At 70.9% G+C, this 15411-nt stretch carries 15 protein-coding genes; 11 read left to right on the top strand and 4 right to left on the bottom strand.

Going from position 1 to position 15411, the window contains the following annotated elements; all coding sequences use genetic code 11:
- Positions 1-20 precede the first annotated feature (20 nt).
- The 8 genes from ACQEV1_RS08040 to ACQEV1_RS08005 all read left to right on the top strand — a co-directional run bounded on the left by ACQEV1_RS08040 (position 21) and on the right by ACQEV1_RS08005 (position 7025).
- Positions 21-1805, top strand: a complete 1785-nt coding sequence (locus ACQEV1_RS08040; RefSeq protein WP_285621591.1) for a nickel-dependent hydrogenase large subunit — start codon at positions 21-23, stop codon at positions 1803-1805.
- Positions 1798-2370 (top strand): NifU family protein, encoded by a 573-nt coding sequence (locus tag ACQEV1_RS08035; RefSeq protein WP_285621593.1) that lies wholly within the window; start codon positions 1798-1800, stop codon positions 2368-2370. The genes ACQEV1_RS08040 and ACQEV1_RS08035 overlap by 8 nt, the downstream gene beginning before the upstream one ends.
- Positions 2367-2972, top strand: a complete 606-nt coding sequence (locus ACQEV1_RS08030; RefSeq protein WP_285621596.1) for a DUF5947 family protein — start codon at positions 2367-2369, stop codon at positions 2970-2972. The genes ACQEV1_RS08035 and ACQEV1_RS08030 overlap by 4 nt, the downstream gene beginning before the upstream one ends.
- Positions 2950-3159, top strand: a complete 210-nt coding sequence (locus tag ACQEV1_RS08025; RefSeq protein WP_285621599.1) for a hypothetical protein — start codon at positions 2950-2952, stop codon at positions 3157-3159. Before ACQEV1_RS08030 ends, ACQEV1_RS08025 begins: the two co-directional genes overlap by 23 nt.
- Before the next feature lie 244 nt (positions 3160-3403).
- On the top strand, positions 3404-3865 hold the full coding sequence (locus tag ACQEV1_RS08020; protein ID WP_433392691.1) for a GntR family transcriptional regulator: 462 nt from the start codon (positions 3404-3406) through the stop codon (positions 3863-3865).
- Complete coding sequence (locus ACQEV1_RS08015) at positions 3862-4779, top strand: ABC transporter ATP-binding protein (protein WP_433392689.1); 918 nt, start codon at positions 3862-3864, stop codon at positions 4777-4779. The genes ACQEV1_RS08020 and ACQEV1_RS08015 overlap by 4 nt, the downstream gene beginning before the upstream one ends.
- Positions 4776-5783 carry a hypothetical protein gene (locus ACQEV1_RS08010; RefSeq protein WP_433392687.1) on the top strand — a complete coding sequence of 336 codons (1008 nt, stop codon included), beginning with the start codon at positions 4776-4778 and terminating at the stop codon, positions 5781-5783. The genes ACQEV1_RS08015 and ACQEV1_RS08010 overlap by 4 nt, the downstream gene beginning before the upstream one ends.
- An 18-nt stretch (positions 5784-5801) precedes the next feature.
- Complete coding sequence (locus tag ACQEV1_RS08005) at positions 5802-7025, top strand: alpha/beta hydrolase family protein (protein WP_433392685.1); 1224 nt, start codon at positions 5802-5804, stop codon at positions 7023-7025.
- A gap of 60 nt (positions 7026-7085) precedes the next feature.
- On the opposite strand, the gene ACQEV1_RS08000 is transcribed toward ACQEV1_RS08005, so the two are convergent.
- Both ACQEV1_RS08000 and ACQEV1_RS07995 read right to left on the bottom strand, forming a co-directional pair.
- Complete coding sequence (locus ACQEV1_RS08000; protein WP_433392683.1) at positions 7086-7859, bottom strand: hypothetical protein; 774 nt, start codon at positions 7857-7859, stop codon at positions 7086-7088.
- A 121-nt stretch (positions 7860-7980) separates the two neighbouring features.
- Positions 7981-8790: an SDR family NAD(P)-dependent oxidoreductase gene (locus tag ACQEV1_RS07995; protein ID WP_433392681.1), complete on the bottom strand. Its 810-nt coding sequence runs from the start codon at positions 8788-8790 to the stop codon at positions 7981-7983.
- 84 nt (positions 8791-8874) lie between these two features.
- Between ACQEV1_RS07995 and ACQEV1_RS07990 the strand changes: the two genes are divergently transcribed.
- On the top strand, positions 8875-9519 hold the full coding sequence (locus ACQEV1_RS07990; protein ID WP_285621620.1) for a TetR/AcrR family transcriptional regulator: 645 nt from the start codon (positions 8875-8877) through the stop codon (positions 9517-9519).
- Between the two features lie 3 nt (positions 9520-9522).
- On the opposite strand, the gene ACQEV1_RS07985 is transcribed toward ACQEV1_RS07990, so the two are convergent.
- On the bottom strand, positions 9523-10236 hold the full coding sequence (locus ACQEV1_RS07985) for a chitinase (protein ID WP_285621623.1): 714 nt from the start codon (positions 10234-10236) through the stop codon (positions 9523-9525).
- Between the two features lie 204 nt (positions 10237-10440).
- On the opposite strand from ACQEV1_RS07985, the gene ACQEV1_RS07980 reads away from it, so the two are divergent.
- Entirely contained in the window at positions 10441-11172 is a 732-nt protein-coding gene (locus ACQEV1_RS07980; protein ID WP_433392678.1) for a DUF6585 family protein, read from the top strand.
- Positions 11173-11354: 182 nt separating this feature from the next.
- Positions 11355-14396: a glycosyltransferase family 9 protein gene (locus tag ACQEV1_RS07975; protein ID WP_433392676.1), complete on the top strand. Its 3042-nt coding sequence runs from the start codon at positions 11355-11357 to the stop codon at positions 14394-14396.
- Here the strand turns inward: ACQEV1_RS07975 and ACQEV1_RS07970 are convergent.
- Positions 14393-15340: a LysR family transcriptional regulator gene (locus ACQEV1_RS07970; protein WP_433392674.1), complete on the bottom strand. Its 948-nt coding sequence runs from the start codon at positions 15338-15340 to the stop codon at positions 14393-14395. The genes ACQEV1_RS07975 and ACQEV1_RS07970 overlap by 4 nt on opposite strands.
- Positions 15341-15411 lie beyond the last annotated feature (71 nt).

The raw sequence follows: 15411 nt of genomic DNA, 5'->3' as shown, positions 1-15411 counted from the left end.
CAACGAGGAGGGCTTTTCAGATGGCCATGACCGAACGGCCGGCGGACGGCGAACAGCTGGTCGAGATGACCTGGGACCCGATCACCCGCATCATCGGCAACCTCGGCATCTACACGAAGATCGATTTCAAGAACCGGCGTGTCGCCCAGTGCCATGCCACGTCGTCGCTGTTCCGCGGCTACTCGGTGTTCATGAAGGGCAAGGACCCCCGCGACGCCGGCTTCATCACCAGCCGGATCTGCGGCATCTGCGGCGACAACCACACGACCTGCTCGGTCTACGCGCAGAACATGGCCTACGGCATCAAGACCCCGCCGCTCGGTGAGCACATCCTCAACCTGGGCGAGGCGGCGGAGTACATGTTCGACCACACGCTGTTCCAGGACAACCTCGTCTTCATCGACTTCTGCGAGGCGATGGTCAAGAAGACCAACCCGAGCGTGCTGAAGCGCGCGAAGCAGACCGAGGCACCCAACGCCGAGATCCACGGGTACCGCACCATCGCCGACATCATGGAGGCCTACAACCCGTACGAAGGCGCGGTCTACAAGCAGGCGCTGCAGGTCAGCCGGACGACCCGGGAGATGTTCTGCAAGATGGAGGGCCGGCACGTCCACCCCTCGACCGTCTATCCGGGCGGAGTGGGGACCATGCCGGAGCCGACCACGTTCACCGACTACCTGACCCGGCTGGTGTCGATCCTCGACTTCGTCAAACAGGCCGTCGCGATGAACGACGACGTCTTCGACTTCTTCTACGAGGCGCTGCCCGGCTATGAGGAGGTCGGCCGCCGCCGCGTCCTGCTCGGCTGCTGGGGAGCCTGGCAGAATCCCGACGTCGTCGACTACCGGTACGAGCACATGACCGACTGGGGACGCGCGATGCACGTCACCCCGGGAGTCGTCGTGGACGGCGAGCTGGTCACCACCGACCTCGTCGACATCAACCTCGGCATCCGGATCCTGCTCGGCAGCTCCTACTACGAGGACTGGGTGAACGAGGAGCCGTTCGTCACCCACGACCCGCTGGGCAACCCGGTCGACATCCGCCATCCCTGGAACCAGACGACGATCCCGCTGCCGCAGAAGCGCGACTTCGACGACAAGTACAGCTGGGTGATGAGCCCGCGCTGGCTGGACCGGCGCAGCGGCGAACTCCTCGCGCTCGACACCGGCGGCGGCCCGTTCGCGCGCCTGTACGTGACCGCCCTGGCCGGGCTGGTGGACACGCCGTACGTGAAGGCGACCGGCTCCAGCGTCCGCATCACCCTGCCCAAGAGCGAGAAGCTGCCCGAGACGACCCTGGAGTGGAAGATCCCGCAGTGGTCCAACGCCCTCGAGCGGGACCGGGCGCGCGCCTACTTCATCGCCTATTCGGCCGCCATGTCGTTGTTCTTCCTCGAACGGGCGATGGGGCTCGTACGGGCCGGCGACACCAAGGTCTTCGAGGACTTCACGGTGCCGGAGGAGGGCATCGGCTGCGGGTTCCACGAGGCCGTACGCGGGGTGCTGTCCCACCACCTCGTCATCAAGGACAAGAAGATCGCCAACTACCACCCCTATCCGCCGACCCCGTGGAACGCCAGCCCCCGCGACGTCAACGGCGTGCCGGGGCCGTACGAGGACGCCGTACAGGACATGCCGATCTTCGAGGAGAACGGGCCGGAGGACTTCGTCGGCGTCGACATCATGCGCGCGGTGCGCAGCTTCGACCCCTGCCTGCCGTGCGGGGTGCACATGTACCTCGGCGGCGGCAACGTCCTGAAGAAGCTGCACTCGCCGACCTTCGGGGCGGCGCATGGCTGACCGCCCGATCCGGGGCCTGCCGGACGAGGACGTCGAAGCGCTCATCGGCCGGCTGGAAGCGCTGCTCGACCGGCTGGAGCGGGCCACCGGACCGGTCGCCGAGCTGGCCGCGCAGGCGGTGGAGGGCCTCGCGCTGATGTACGGCACCGCGCTCGCGCGGGTCATGGCGCTGGCCGGCGACGATGCGCCCGAGCTCGTGTCGGCGCTGGTCCGGGACGAACTCGTGCACCACCTGCTGGCCCTGCACGGCCTCCACCCGCAGCCGGCGCGCGAGCGGGTGCTCCGTGCCCTCGACGACATCGGGCCCCGGCTCCGCTCCCACGGCGGCGACGTCGAACTGATCGAGGTGACGGACGACGTCGCCCGGCTGCGGTGGTCCGTCGCGGGCTGCGGTTCCACGTCCGCGGCGATCGGGCGGCTGATCAGCGATGCCGTCGCCGGCGCGGCGCCCGAGTTGCGCGTCGAGGCCGTGACGGCGTCCGGGGAACCCGGGCCGCCCGCGCTCATCCCGGTGGAGTCGCTGCTGCGCCGACCGGCGACGCCCGTGCGCGGTGACCCCGGATGAGCACCGGCGCGCTGCCGCGCCTGATCCGCCGTACCGCCGCCGACCGGCCCCGCCGGCGGCCCTGCGACCTCTGCGGTACCCCGCTGGCCGAGGACCACCGGCACCTGCTCGACGTACGCGACCGGCGGCCGCTGTGCGCCTGCTACGCCTGTTCCGTGCTGTTCCAGCGGGAGGAGGCGGGCGAGGGCCACTACCGGCTCGTGCCCGAACGCCGGATCCCCGTCGGCGGCCTGTCACCGGCCCGCCTCGGCGTCCCGGTCGGCCTCGCGTTCTTCGTCGAACGCGCCGACGGCGAGGTGGTCGCCCACTACCCGAGCCCGGCAGGGGCGACGCAGTGGACCATCGACCGGAACGCCTGGGAGTCGGCCGCTCGGGACTGCCCCGCCCTGGAGGAGCTACGCGCCGAAGTGGAGGCGCTGCTGGTCAACACGGCACGCGGGCGCTCCGAGGCCTGGCTGGTCCCCATCGAGGACTGTTACCGGCTGATCTCAGTCGTACGCCGGCACTGGACGGGGATGTTCGGCGGTGACCGGGTATGGCCTGAGATCGAGGGGTTCTTCGAGGAGCTGAGGAGGTGTCATGGGACAGATACGCACCGGTAAACCGCATACCAGGCCTGACGCCCCGGCCCATGTGACGGGGATTCGCGAGGGCAACGAGAGGCGCGGCCACGAACGGCAGATCGGTCATCACGACGACGGCACCGCCGACGCGCGTCGCTCCACGGGCATCAGGCCCAGGAAGCACGACGCGATACTCAAGATCATGCCGAACCTGCCGCCCGGCTGACGCCGCAGGCGCCTGGACTCCTGGGGGATCGATGGTCAAGAAACTGCTGATCGGAGCCGTCGTCGCCGGTGTCGTCGGCATGGTCATCCACGAACTGCCCGCGCTCCGGCGCGAGATCAAGATCTGGCGCATGTGAGACCCGCGGGGAAGCCCGGAGGCGAGGACGCCTCCGGGCTTTCGTGTGTTCTGGCGCAGCGGCGGCCGGCTTGACAGCGATGACCCATAACCCTTTAACTCAATAACTATGGATGTAGATAAAGCTTCTCCGTCGCCGATCGAGTTCCGGCTCGATCCCGGGTCGGGGGTCCCGACCTATCTCCAGCTGGTCCAGCAGGTGGAGCAGGCACTGCGACTGGGATACCTGCGCGAGGGCGACCAACTGCCTCGGGTGAAGGACGTCGTCGCCGGGCTGGCGATCAATCCGAACACCGTGCTGAAGGCCTACCGGGAGCTGGAGCACCGCGGCCTGGTGGCCGGACGGCGAGGACTGGGCACGTTCGTCTCAGGGGCGCCGGATGTGGTCGGGCTGCGCGAGCAGGCGGCGTTGCGCAAGAGCATGCTGGCCTGGATGCGCACGGCGAGCGAAGCCGGGGTGGACGAGGAGGGCATGGCCGCGCTGTTCACCGCCGCGCTCCACGAACTGCGCCAGGGCCACGACGGGCGGACCGACGACGAGGACGGCGGGCGCGCGGAGGTCAGCGCGTGAGCGCCGCGATCGAGACGGCCGGGCTCGGGAAGCGCTACGGACGTACCTGGGCCCTGCGGGACTGCTCACTGGCGATCCCGGCGGGGCACGTGGTCGGTCTGGTCGGACCGAACGGCGCGGGCAAGACCACCCTGCTGAGCCTGGCCGTGGGCCTGGCCACCCCCACCGCCGGTGAGATCCGGGTACTGGGCGGCACGCCTGCCGGATCGGCCGCCGCGCTGGACACGGTCGCCTTCGTCGCCCAGGACGCGGCGCTCTACCGCAACGTGTCGGTCGCCGACATGCTGCGCATGGGGCGCGGGATGAACCGGCGCTGGGACGCCGAGCGCGCGCACGACCGGCTGAAGGAACTGGGCATCCCGGTGCGGAAGAAGGTCGGCGAACTCTCCGGTGGTCAGCGGTCCCAGGTGGCGCTCACCCTGGCGCTCGCCAAGCGCCCGCGGTTGCTGATCCTGGACGAGCCGCTCTCCGCCCTGGACCCGCTGGCCCGGCACGAGTTCATGGCGGCGCTGATGGCGGCGGTGACCGAGGACGGCGTCTCGGTCGTGTTCTCCTCCCACGTCGTCGCCGAGCTGGAGCGGGTCTGTGACTACCTGGTGGTGCTCCAGGACGGACGGGTGCAGGTGTCCGGCGAGGTCGAGACCCTGACGGCCGAACACCACGTGCTGGTCGGGCCCGCCGAAGAAGCCGACGACGTCGCCCGGCGGTTCCCGGTCGTCCGCGACCGTCGCACCTCCGCCCAGGCGCATCTGCTCATCCGCACCGGCGATCCGGCCGCCGTCCCGCCGGGCTGGCGACGGCATCCCGTCGCCCTGGAAGAGATGGTGCTGACCTACATGCGCGAACCGGCCGCCTCCGCACTGCCGGGCCCCGCACGCGTCCCCCACGAGCCGACGGGATCCGGCCTCTCATGACGACGATGGACATGCGCCGCAGGGCCTCGCTGCCCAGGTTCGGTCAGGTCTGGGTGATCTGGCGTCAGCACCGGGCCGCCACCTACGGATTGCTGGCGCTGTTGGCCTCGTACGGCACCGCCGTCCTGGTGACCGGACTGCGGGCCCGCTCGTACTATGACCGGCTCGGCCTGAACGCGTGCCGGTCCTTCACGACCGGAACGTGCCAGCCGCTCGGTCGCGCCTTCACCTCCTCCTATCCGCCGCTGTTCCTGCTGCTGTTCCTGCTGGCACTGCCCGCGGCGTTCGGGGCCTTCGTCGGGGGGCCGCTGGTGGCACGGGAGCTGGAGACCGGCACCTACCGGTTCGCCTGGACCCAGGGCGCGGGCCGTACCCGCTGGATCGTCACCAGGCTGCTTGTCATCGGCGCCGCGCTGTTCGCCGTGACCGCCGCCTACGGCCCCCTCTACACCTGGTGGATCGCGCCCTATGAGCACGTTCTGCCCACCGGGTTCAACAATTACCTGCGCTTCGAGTTCACCGGGGTCCTCTTCCCCGTTCACACGCTCCTGGCCTTCGCCATCGGCGTCCTCGCCGGAGTGCTCGTCCGCCGTACCGTCGCGGCCGTCGCCGTCACCTTCACCGGCTCGTTCGCTCTCGTCTTCGTCACCGTCTTCGGACTCCGCCGGTACTACATGACGCCGCTGACCACGACCGGCGCACCGGGCGCCCACGACTGGGTGCTCGACACCACCTATCGCGACTCCACCGGGCGCGGCCTGACCGGCGGGCAGGCCCACGACCTGTACCTGCGGTTCCTGCACCAGCTCCCCGATCCGAACGCCGAGGTGCCGCCGGGGGCGTTCCGGAGCTGGCTGCAGGAACGGCACTACTCCCTGCTGACGAGCTACCACCCCGCCGGTCGGTTCTGGCCCTTCCAGTTCATCGAGACCGGCTGGATGGTCGTGCTCACCGTGCTGCTCGGCGCCTTCGCCGTCTGGCTCATCCGCCGTCGTACCAGCTGAATCACGACAGGAACCCTCATGACACGAGAATTCACCGACCGTCCGGCCGGGCGGATCCTGGCCGGGCCGCGCGGCCGGGCCCGGTCGTCACGACTGCTCGTCGCCGTGCCGGCGGCGTGCCTCGCCCTCGCGGCGGCGGCCTGCGCACCCGCCTCACCGGCGCGTCAGGCGGCGTCCACCGTGACCGCCGCGTCCGCGACCGAGTTCCCGGAACTGCCCCGGCCGACGGGCCCGCACGCGGCCGGCCGCACCACGCTGCGCCTCACCGACGCCCATCGCCCCGACCCCTGGGTGCCGGACGCGGGCCCGCGGCAGCTCATGGTGTCGATGTACTACCCGGCCCGCCCGCGGACCGGTGGGCCCGCCCCGTACATGACCGCCGACGAGGCCCGGCTGTTCCTGCGGGAGAAGGCTCCGGGCGCCGACATCCCGCCCCAGGCGCTCAGCGACACCCGCACCTGGGCGCACACCGACGCGCGGCCGGCGCAAGGCCGATTCCCGTTGGTCGTGCTCTCTCCCGGCCTCTCGTTCCCGCGCGCCACCCTCACGAGCCTCGCCGAGGACCTGTCCAGCCGGGGATACGTCGTCGCGCTGGTCGACCACACCTACGAGTCCTCCGGCACGACCTTCCCCGACGGGCGCACCCTGGCCTGCACCATCTGCGACAAACCGCCCGCCGGCGGGGTCTCGGCCATCGCGAAGAGCCGGGCCCGGGACATCTCCTTCGTGCTCGACGAGCTGACCCGCCGCCACTCTCCCTGGCCGTACGCCCGCATGGTCGACGCGAGGCGGATCGGCATGGCCGGGCACTCCATCGGCGGTGACGCCGCCATGACGACCATGGCCGCGGACCACCGGGTACGGGCCGGAGTGAACATGGACGGCACCTTCTTCGCACCGGTCCCCGCCACCGGCCTGGGCCGCCGCCCGTTCCTTCTGGTCGGCACCCAGGCGGAGCACAGCCCGGGCGACGACGACACCTGGGACAGCGGCTGGACGAGTCTCGACGGCTGGAAACGCTGGCTGACCGTCACCGGCACGGACCACGGCAGCTTCACCGACCTGCCCGTCCTGTCCGCCTGGGCGGGCCTGCCCGTGTCCGGGCTCTCCCCGCAGCGCTCGGTGCGGATCGTCCGCACCTACGTCGGCGCCTTCTTCGACCTGACCCTCAACGGCGAGCGGCGACCACTGCTCGACCGGCCGTCACCGGCTTATCCCGAGGTCACCTTCCAGCACCTCTGACGCCGCCCCTGGCCGTGGTCGCGGCGGCCTCGGCCGCCGCGACCGCGTTTCGCCTTACTCTCAGCCCACGTGGAAGCCGGCGCCGACGCCGCCGCGGGAGTTCAGGTCTTTGAGGATGCTCGTGAAGGGCGTGAAGTGCTGGGCGCCCCAGTCGCTGCCCACCAGGACGTTGCCGTTGTACACCGGGGAGCCGGAGTCGCCGGCCCAGGTCCAGATGAGGGTCGTGTAGTACTGCCCGTCCTTCACAAGAGTGGCGCCGCAGGTCACGCTCGTCCGGTGGCCCTGCTTGCACATCCGGGTGCCGAGCGCGGGAACGTCTCCGATCGACGTGATCTTCGCGGTGCCCGTCGAGCTGGTGACCGTGTCGGTGGCCTTCACCTTCGTCGGGTCCAGCTTGATGACCGCGTAGTCCAGACCGTGGGGCTTACCGATCGTGAGCAGGTTGTTCGGGTCACTGACGTAGGTCACGGTGCCGATCGGCCCGATCTTCAACGAGTCCCGCGGGTCGGGGATCGCGGCCGGCGCGGCGGCCGTACCGGCGGGGGTGGTGTCGTAGTAGACCTTGCCTCCCACCAGCTTGTTTCCGTCGGAGTCGAGGAAGCAGTGGGCGTTGGTGAACCCCACCAGGTCTCCGGCGGCATCGTGACCCACCGCCGTGAGTGTGCAGACCTCCTCGTTGTAGCCACCACCGTCGACCTGCTTCAGCTGCTGGATGATTCCCGAACCGGCGCCGATGGGGATCAGGTCGTCCGCGTGCGCCTGCGACACGGGAAGGCAGAGACCGGCCGCGACGGTGGCGGCGACCGCAAGGGCCTTACGTTTGAGACTGGGCATTCGAACCCACTTCCGGGAAGCGAGGAACAGGTGAACAAAGTCCCGCCGCGATCGGCGGGGCCCGGAGGGGACCGTACGGTTTCCGGTGTAACTCCTGATTAATTCCCGATGTAACCCCTGTTCAGGGAGCCTGTTCCCATGCGAGAGGATCCACCCGGCGCGTCACGAGTCGGGCGATGAATCGCCCGAAAGCCGGTATTTCAAGTGGCAGCAGCGACGTCGCCGGATAAACGCGGCGTCGCGTGTTCCGTTCAATGGCCTTGACGATCGCCGTGGCCGCCGCTTCCGGGGAGACCGGCGGCGGGGTGCGCATCGGCCCGTTGCGCCAGGGCAGCAGATCGAGGTCGCGGGCGGCGGTGTCGGTGGCGCCCGGCACGATCTCCAGCACCGAGACCCCGCTGCCCGCCAGTTCGTGCCGCAGCGTACGGGTGAGGTGTGCCAGCGCGGCCTTGGATGCGCCGTAGTAGCCCAGCAACGGGATCGGCACGGCCTGCAGGGTGGAGGTCACGTTCACCACCAGCCCGCCGCCGGCGCGCAGGGACGGGAGAAGGTGCCGGGTCAGCGCGAGCGGCGACCACAGGTTGGTCTCGAACAGCGCCCGCGCCCGGTCGTCGTCGCCGGCGGCGGCCTGCGCGGCCACCATCCCGGCTCCGGCGTTGTTGACCAGCATCCGCACGGTGCCCAGCGCGGCGGTCGCCTCGCCGGCCAGCGCGGCGGCGGCGCCGGGACGCGACAGGTCGGCCTCGATCACGTGCGGCCGGATCCCGCCCGCGCTCTCCACCTGATCGGCCACCTCGTCCAGGGCCGTCCGGCGACGAGCCGCGATCGCCAGCCGCCCACCGCGCTCGGCCAGCGCGAACGCCAGCGCCCGGCCGATCCCGCTGGAGGCTCCGGTGAGCAGGATCGGCACGCCGCTCACCCTGTCCGTCACGGCGGCCTCCCTGTGGTTGACTGATAATCAATCAGTCGGCAACCTAACCCGGCCGGTCCGACCGGTCAAGGAGGGAGAAACGGCATGGGCTCCCCTCGGTCCGAGGCACGGCACACCGACCGGCGCGGCCGGCTCATCCGGGCCGCCTCCCAGCTGTTCTCCGAACGCGCCTACGACGAGGTGACGACCACCGAGATCGCCGCACGGGCGGGCGTCGCGTACGGGCTCATCGCCCACCACTTCGGCAACAAACGCGGCCTCTACCTCGCCACCATCCACGCGGCGGCCGAAGACCTCCAGGCCGTCCAGGCGACGCCGCCCGAGGGCGACGGTCCGGCCGAACAGCTGCGGAACGCCATCGACCGGCACATCGCGTACATGGACCACCGGGCCGCGGGATTCCTCGCCCTCATGCGCGCCGGCAACGGCTCGGACCCCGAGGTCCGCGCCATCGTCGAGGACCTCCGCTGGCAGGGCGCCGTACGCGTCCTCCACGCCCTCGGCGTCGACGGGCCCGTCCATCCGCTGCTTCGCGCCGCCATGCGCGGCTGGGTCGGCTACCTCGACGAACTCATCATCGACCACATCCGCCACCACGACGTCGACCGGGCCGACCTCGTCCGGCTGGCAGCGGACGCGCTGGTCACGACGCTGCGCACGGCAGCCTCCATCGCTCCCGGCGCCGGCGTGGACCCGGCCACCGTCGACCTCCTCACCGGACCCGCGTGAGCCTCAGCAGGACAGGTCGCCACCGGCTCCGGTGCCGAGGATACCGGCGAACCGCTGGTAGAGGTCGATGCGATGCCGACGCTGGCCGGGGTTCTTGCCGTTGCACTCCAGGTCGCCGTTGATGCTGCGGATCGTCTCGCCGAAGCCCTTGTTGCGCACCATCGCGTCGTGCGGGGTCATCGTGCCGGCGCCCCGCTGGGCGTTCCAGAACCACAGGCCGGTCTTCCAGGAGACGGCCGCGTCCCGCTCCACCCGGTACGGGTCGTGCAGCAGGTCGACGTGCAGTGCGTCGCCGGCGGCCTTGTAGTTGAAGTTCCAGCTCAGCTGCAGCGGGCCGCGCCCGTAGTAGGCCCGCGCCCCCGCCGGACAGCCGTAGGGCAGGCTCTTGTCGCAGTAGTGGCCGTAGTTCGCGGTGTTCTGCTCGACGACGTATCTCAGGCCACCGGTCTCGTGCGCGACGTTGGCGAGGAACGCCGCCGCCTCGCGCTTCCTGGTCGCGTCGCCACCGGTCCTCGCGAAGCCGGGGTAGGCGCCCAGCGCGTCGATCAGGCCCTGGTACGAGTAGAACGGATTGCGGCCGGGGAACATCTGGTCGAACTGCGCCCGGCTGACCACGAACCCGGCGGCGGCGTGGGACGAGGCGGTCGCCGGCGCGGCGAGGAACAGACTCGCGACGGCGGCCGAGACCACGGGAACCATGACACCACGTACGGACATTTCTCTGCTCCTCGCGTAATTGTGATGAACGGCGAAAATGCGACCGGCCTCTTCTCGGCGGCCGGCATCGCCTGAATCGATCTTCCCGGTCGCCGTACGTGCGTAACGGAGGACAGAAAGTAGTCACGTCGAGGATGGCCGGGCCTTCGCGCTCATTCGTGGAACGCGGATAAACGCGTGCTGTAATGTCGGCACATTTCGCTTGTGACCCCTCACGGTGCGTGGAATGATGCCACCGGTTCACATCGAGCGAGGTTGGTCCATATGGCAGGCGAAACGCCGTTGCCGTCACACGTCGCCAATGCGGCGGCCCGCGCGGCGCTCGGAGATCTGGTGAGGGTCTTCCCGGTGACGGAGCGGGGAAGGCAGTTCCTGGTCGTCCACGTCTTCGAAGAGGGCAGTGTCTTCCTGCCGGCCGAGCAGAACCAGGCGCACGCCTTCCGGTGGAGCGACGTCACGATGCTCATCCAGTCGGTGACCCGGGTCACCAGCGGAAACGTGCCCAAGTACGTGCGTTACCAGTATCTCTTCGTGTGCGGCGACGGCAACCAATATCGCGCGGACGCCAGGGCGAACATCCTCGGCAACGAACAGTGCGGCCTGGAGGACTTCGGCCGGATCGTGAATCCTCTGGTGACGGCCGTCCAGCTTCCGGCAATGCGCGCCGCGCTCGGCCGGGGTGAGCCGGTCACCTTCGGTCCACTCGCCATCGAGCCCGATGGCATCCGCAAGGACCGCAAGAAACTGCTCCCCTGGGCCGAGTTCGAAGAGCTGAAGATCACGAGCGGGCAGGGCATTCTCATGCCCAATGGCGATGTCGTCGTCCGGCGCCGTGGAAAACGGCTCAACTGGTTCAGGTGGGAAGCCGCCAAGATACCCAACCTCGGCGCACTGCTCGCGCTGACCGACGAGGTCGGCGGACCGGCGACCGCATAGGGCGGTCCGCGCGGCCGCGCGCCAATGATTCGACGTTTTTCATATTGTTTGCTCCTGCATCCGCACGCTCGTAGGAAGGAAAGGGGCGGCGCCGTGGGGACGGCGTCGCCTGGCCGGGCGGGGATTCCCGGCCTTTCGGGGATCGCAGGGGGCGTTCGGTGGTGGCTGCCACTTCCGAGTATGTGGAGATTCATCCGGGGCGGATCGCGACGGCCGCGGCGGGCATCGATGACGCGGGCGGGGAACTGTCGGCGGCTCTGCTCGACCTGATCCGGGCGCTGAACCGGTCGGGAGCCCCGTGGGGCGACGACGACCTGGGCCGCGCGTTCTTCGACGGGGCCCCGGGCTCGATCGGTTTCCGCCAGGCGCGCGACGAGTTGCTGGACGGAACGGCGCAGCTCGCGCTGGCCCTGAGAGGTCACGCCGTACGAGCGGTACGCATGGCCCGGACCTGGGCGGGAGCCGAGTCCGGGGACCATCCGCGGTTCCGGTTGAACACCACCGGCGGGAGCCCGGCCCTGGAAGCCCTGCGCCGGGTGGCGGGGCCGGAGACGGACACGCTCGTCCGGAAGGATCCCCCGCCGCCCTGGTACGAGGAGATCGAACCGCTCCTGGAGGAGATGGTCGCCGGCTGCCGCAGACCGGCCGGGGACGCGGCCGGGATGGAGTCGGTGGCCCGGGCGTTCGACCGCATGGCCGACGCCGTCGACGAGGTGACCGGGACGGCGGGCGACCATGCGCGGAGGATCTCCGCGGACAACGCCGGGCGCGAGATCGAGGCGTTCGGCGAATCATTCGCGCGGCTGTCCCGCAACGGCGGCGGATTCCTGGAGGACGCCGCCGCGGCGTACCGCGGGCTCGCCGGTTACTGCCGGTACATGGGAACCGAGATAGCCGCCGCCGAAAGCCAGTTCGCCACGTCCATCTCCTACCTGGCCGCGCTCTGGGCGGTCGTCCGGCTGGTCGCCGCGACACCCCAGGGCCCGGTCTACCTGGTCACCGCCGTGGCCGAGACCAGGACGGTGGGGGTGCGGCTGCTGGCGGTGCTCCGCGGCGCGGAGGCCCGCGCGGCGGCCGCGGGGGTGAGCTACGTCGGCGGCCTCGACCTGGTACGTCAGCTCACCCGGATCGACTACGGACTGCAGGACCGCCTGGACTGGGCGGCCCTCGGGAAGGCCGCGGGCCTGGGCGCCTTCGCCGGCGGGGCCACCGGCGTGATCTACCGGTTGCTGAGCCGGGCCGCGGTGAACGGCGGCACCCTGTCCGCGCTGCTGACCGGCACGGTGCCGGGTCGCCTGGTCACCCATGCCGGAGTGGGCGGCGCCGTCAACATCGCCACCGACGTCGCCGGAAACGCGATCGAGCACGACGGCACGGTGCACTGGGACGAGATCGCCTGGGGCAAGGACCTGCTGATGGGCGTCGGCATGGGCATCCACGCCGAGGCCGTGCACGCCTTGAGGAGCGGCGAGCGCGTCATCCCCGCCGAGCTGGGTGTGCACGACCACGATCTGCCCGCCGCCGGTCCCGAGACGGACCTCGCCGGCGCGGACCGAGCGGCTCGCCCGGAAGATCCTCTGCCGAAGGTCGTCGACGGCACGGTGCTGAACGTCCGCGACACGGTCTCCTCTCCGGCCGGAAAGGACGGCCCGGAGCACCTCACGATCTCGCCACCGCCACGGCCGGACGCCGGCCGCGCCGGACCGGCGCCGCGCCGGGAGACCGGTGCCGGGCCCAGGACGCCGTACGACGCCATTGAGGCTCCCCGCGAAGACGCCGCCGAAAAGAGCCCGGACACCGGCACGGGAACACGCATCGCGGCCGAGCCCGCCGAGCCGCGGGAACGGACGCTCACCGGACGCCCGGCGGCCGAGGTCCGGTCCGGGACGGGTCCCGCCCTCGCGGAGCACGCCGGCTCCCGTATCGCCGCGCTGCTCAACGGTCACCCGCACGCGCCGGGTGACGGCGCGCCGCCGGACGTACCCCGGCACGGGGCCGAGGTGGCCACCGCGCATCCGGCCGTTCCGGACGGCGTCCGGGTAGCGCCGGAGCTCACCATCCGGCCGGACTGCGAGGACTGGGTGGGGTACAAGCCGTGCGGGGTGCAGCGGGAGCTCGGGCTGGCCGACTGCGGGGGCTGCGCCCACCACCGGCCGGCTCCCGCCGTGCTCGACCTGTCGCACCAGCGCCCCTACGATCCCGCCGAACTCGCGCACGCGCGTCGCGTCGGCGTGGTGGAGATGGGCGGACTCGGCAGCCACGTGCGGACGAGCGCCGTCGTCAAGGCGCTGCGCGAGCTCAATCCGCGGGCCGAGGTGCTCTGGTTCACCCATCGGCGCGGCGCCGAGGTGGTGGGCCACATCCCCGGCGTGCGGCCGGTCGACATCGAGACCGGCGGCGTCCCGCACGACGTCGTGCGCGGCCTCGACGTCGTGCTCAACTTCGAGACCGGCGACGCCGCTCGGGAGATCGTACGGACGGCGCGTAGCGTCGGCGGGCTCACGCTCAACGCGCAGGACCGGTTCCAGCCGGCCTCGGAGCACGCGTACCACCTCCAGCGGCTGCAGATCCACGACGCGTGGCGCCGGAACAACACGGCGACGATGCAGCGGATCCTGCTGGAGACCGTCGGGCTGGACCACGCCACGCCCCGCTACGACCTCGTCCTCGCCGATGAGGCCGTCGGCGCCGCGCGGGCCCGCCTGGACGGGCTGTTCGGCGAGCACGACCGCGACCTGGTCGCGCTGAACATCGGGTCGAGCCTCAAGGGCCGCCTCAAGCGCTGGACCCCGCAGGCGTGGGCGGACCTGGCCGCCGGCCTGGCCGCCGACGACGCCGCGGTGGTCGTCCTGGCCGGCCCTGAGGACCACGACATCCGCGACCAGGTCGCGTCGCTGCTCGCCGGGAATCCGTCACCGTGGATCAGGCTCGTCGACGACATGGACGTCGGCGAGTTCATGGCGATCCTCGGCGCGGCCGACGTCGTGGTGACCGCCGACAGTCTCGCGCTGCACGCGGCGGCGGCCCAGAGCCGTCCGCTGGTGGCCCTGGCCGGCCCGATGCCGCACCGGGAGCTGGAACTCTCCGAGACCGACCGGATGGTGGGGCCCCGGCTCGGCTGTTCCCCGTGCTACCTGCGCTGCCACCGGCGGATCCAGGGCGAGTGCATGACCCTGATCGGGGTGGCCGAGGTGCTCGCTCACGTACGCGACCTGCGCCCCTAGCTCGCGAAGGCGGCGCGGTCGGGGGCGGGGAGCCACTGGTGCCGCGGGTCCAGCGGCACGTGGTGGGCCGCGACGTGGCGGGTGAGCAGCTCCAGGGCCGGGTGCCGGTTGTGGCGGTGCCGGAGCAGCAAGAACGGGTAGACGGGCACGGGGTCGACGACGGGGAGCCGGACGGCGTCCGGGTGCCAGGGCACCCGCGTCCCCTCGCCGATGAAGCTCGCCCCTCGGCCGGAGACGACCTCCGCGACGAAGTGCTCCCAGCCGAAGTCCGGTCCGGAGGTGTCCATCCGGATGCCGAAATCGGCGCCGAGGAAGTCGTAGTACTCGGCCCACTCGCTCCCGGCGACGTTGCCGGGCATCCAGACGGTGGTGCCGGACAGCCGCGCGATCTCCACCCGGGTCAGGCCGGCGAGCGGGTGGTCGCGGCCGACGAGGAGGTGCAGCGGCTCCAGGTACACCGGCGCGGCCACGAGCTCCTCCTCCAGCCCCGCGCCCACCCGGCAGAAGGCGGCGTCCACCGATCCGCGGATGAGCGCCTCGCGCGCCGACCTGAACCCGTTGGACGTGATGATCTGGATGTCCACGTCCTCGGCCGTGTCGTGGAACGCCCGGATCAGGTCGATGGAGGCCAGCCGGGTGTCGAGGACGTCGACCCGGAGCGCGCGGCGCCGGCCGTGCAGCATCTCGAGTGCCTGGTCGGCGATGTTGACGAGGGCGCGCGCGTGGGGAAGGAACGCCGTGCCGGTCTCGGTGAGGTGGGCCCCGGTGCGCGAGCGCGCGAACAGCCGGACGCCGAGGTCGGATTCGAGCTTGGCGATGCGCTTGGAGATGGCCTGCTGGCTGATCCCCAGCCGGGCCGCGGCCTCACTGAAGTAACGGTCCTCGGTGACGGTGACGAAGGCGCGGACCGCGGCAAGATCCAGGTCCGCCCCACCCTGCCCCACAACCGATGGTTGTGAAAGATCGGCGTGTCGATTGTTGGACAACTGCGCCAGCCCTCGGGTCGAATGCTCGG

The organism is Actinoallomurus sp. CA-142502 (genome assembly GCF_050936355.1).
GTDB lineage: Bacteria > Actinomycetota > Actinomycetes > Streptosporangiales > Streptosporangiaceae > Actinoallomurus > Actinoallomurus iriomotensis.
This window is presented reverse-complemented; position numbering and strand designations above follow the sequence as displayed.

Excerpts from the sequence above, each read along its gene's own strand:
- ACQEV1_RS08040 (WP_285621591.1), top strand. The coding sequence starts at position 21 with ATGGCCATGACCGAACGGCCGGCGGACGGCGAACAGCTGGTCGAGATG.
- ACQEV1_RS08035 (WP_285621593.1), top strand. The coding sequence starts at position 1,798 with ATGGCTGACCGCCCGATCCGGGGCCTGCCGGACGAGGACGTCGAAGCG.
- ACQEV1_RS08030 (WP_285621596.1), top strand. The coding sequence starts at position 2,367 with ATGAGCACCGGCGCGCTGCCGCGCCTGATCCGCCGTACCGCCGCCGAC.
- ACQEV1_RS08025 (WP_285621599.1), top strand. The coding sequence starts at position 2,950 with ATGGGACAGATACGCACCGGTAAACCGCATACCAGGCCTGACGCCCCG.
- ACQEV1_RS08020 (WP_433392691.1), top strand. The coding sequence starts at position 3,404 with ATGGATGTAGATAAAGCTTCTCCGTCGCCGATCGAGTTCCGGCTCGAT.
- ACQEV1_RS08010 (WP_433392687.1), top strand. The coding sequence starts at position 4,776 with ATGACGACGATGGACATGCGCCGCAGGGCCTCGCTGCCCAGGTTCGGT.
- ACQEV1_RS08005 (WP_433392685.1), top strand. The coding sequence starts at position 5,802 with ATGACACGAGAATTCACCGACCGTCCGGCCGGGCGGATCCTGGCCGGG.
- ACQEV1_RS08000 (WP_433392683.1), bottom strand. The coding sequence starts at position 7,859 with ATGCCCAGTCTCAAACGTAAGGCCCTTGCGGTCGCCGCCACCGTCGCG.
- ACQEV1_RS07990 (WP_285621620.1), top strand. The coding sequence starts at position 8,875 with ATGGGCTCCCCTCGGTCCGAGGCACGGCACACCGACCGGCGCGGCCGG.
- ACQEV1_RS07985 (WP_285621623.1), bottom strand. The coding sequence starts at position 10,236 with ATGTCCGTACGTGGTGTCATGGTTCCCGTGGTCTCGGCCGCCGTCGCG.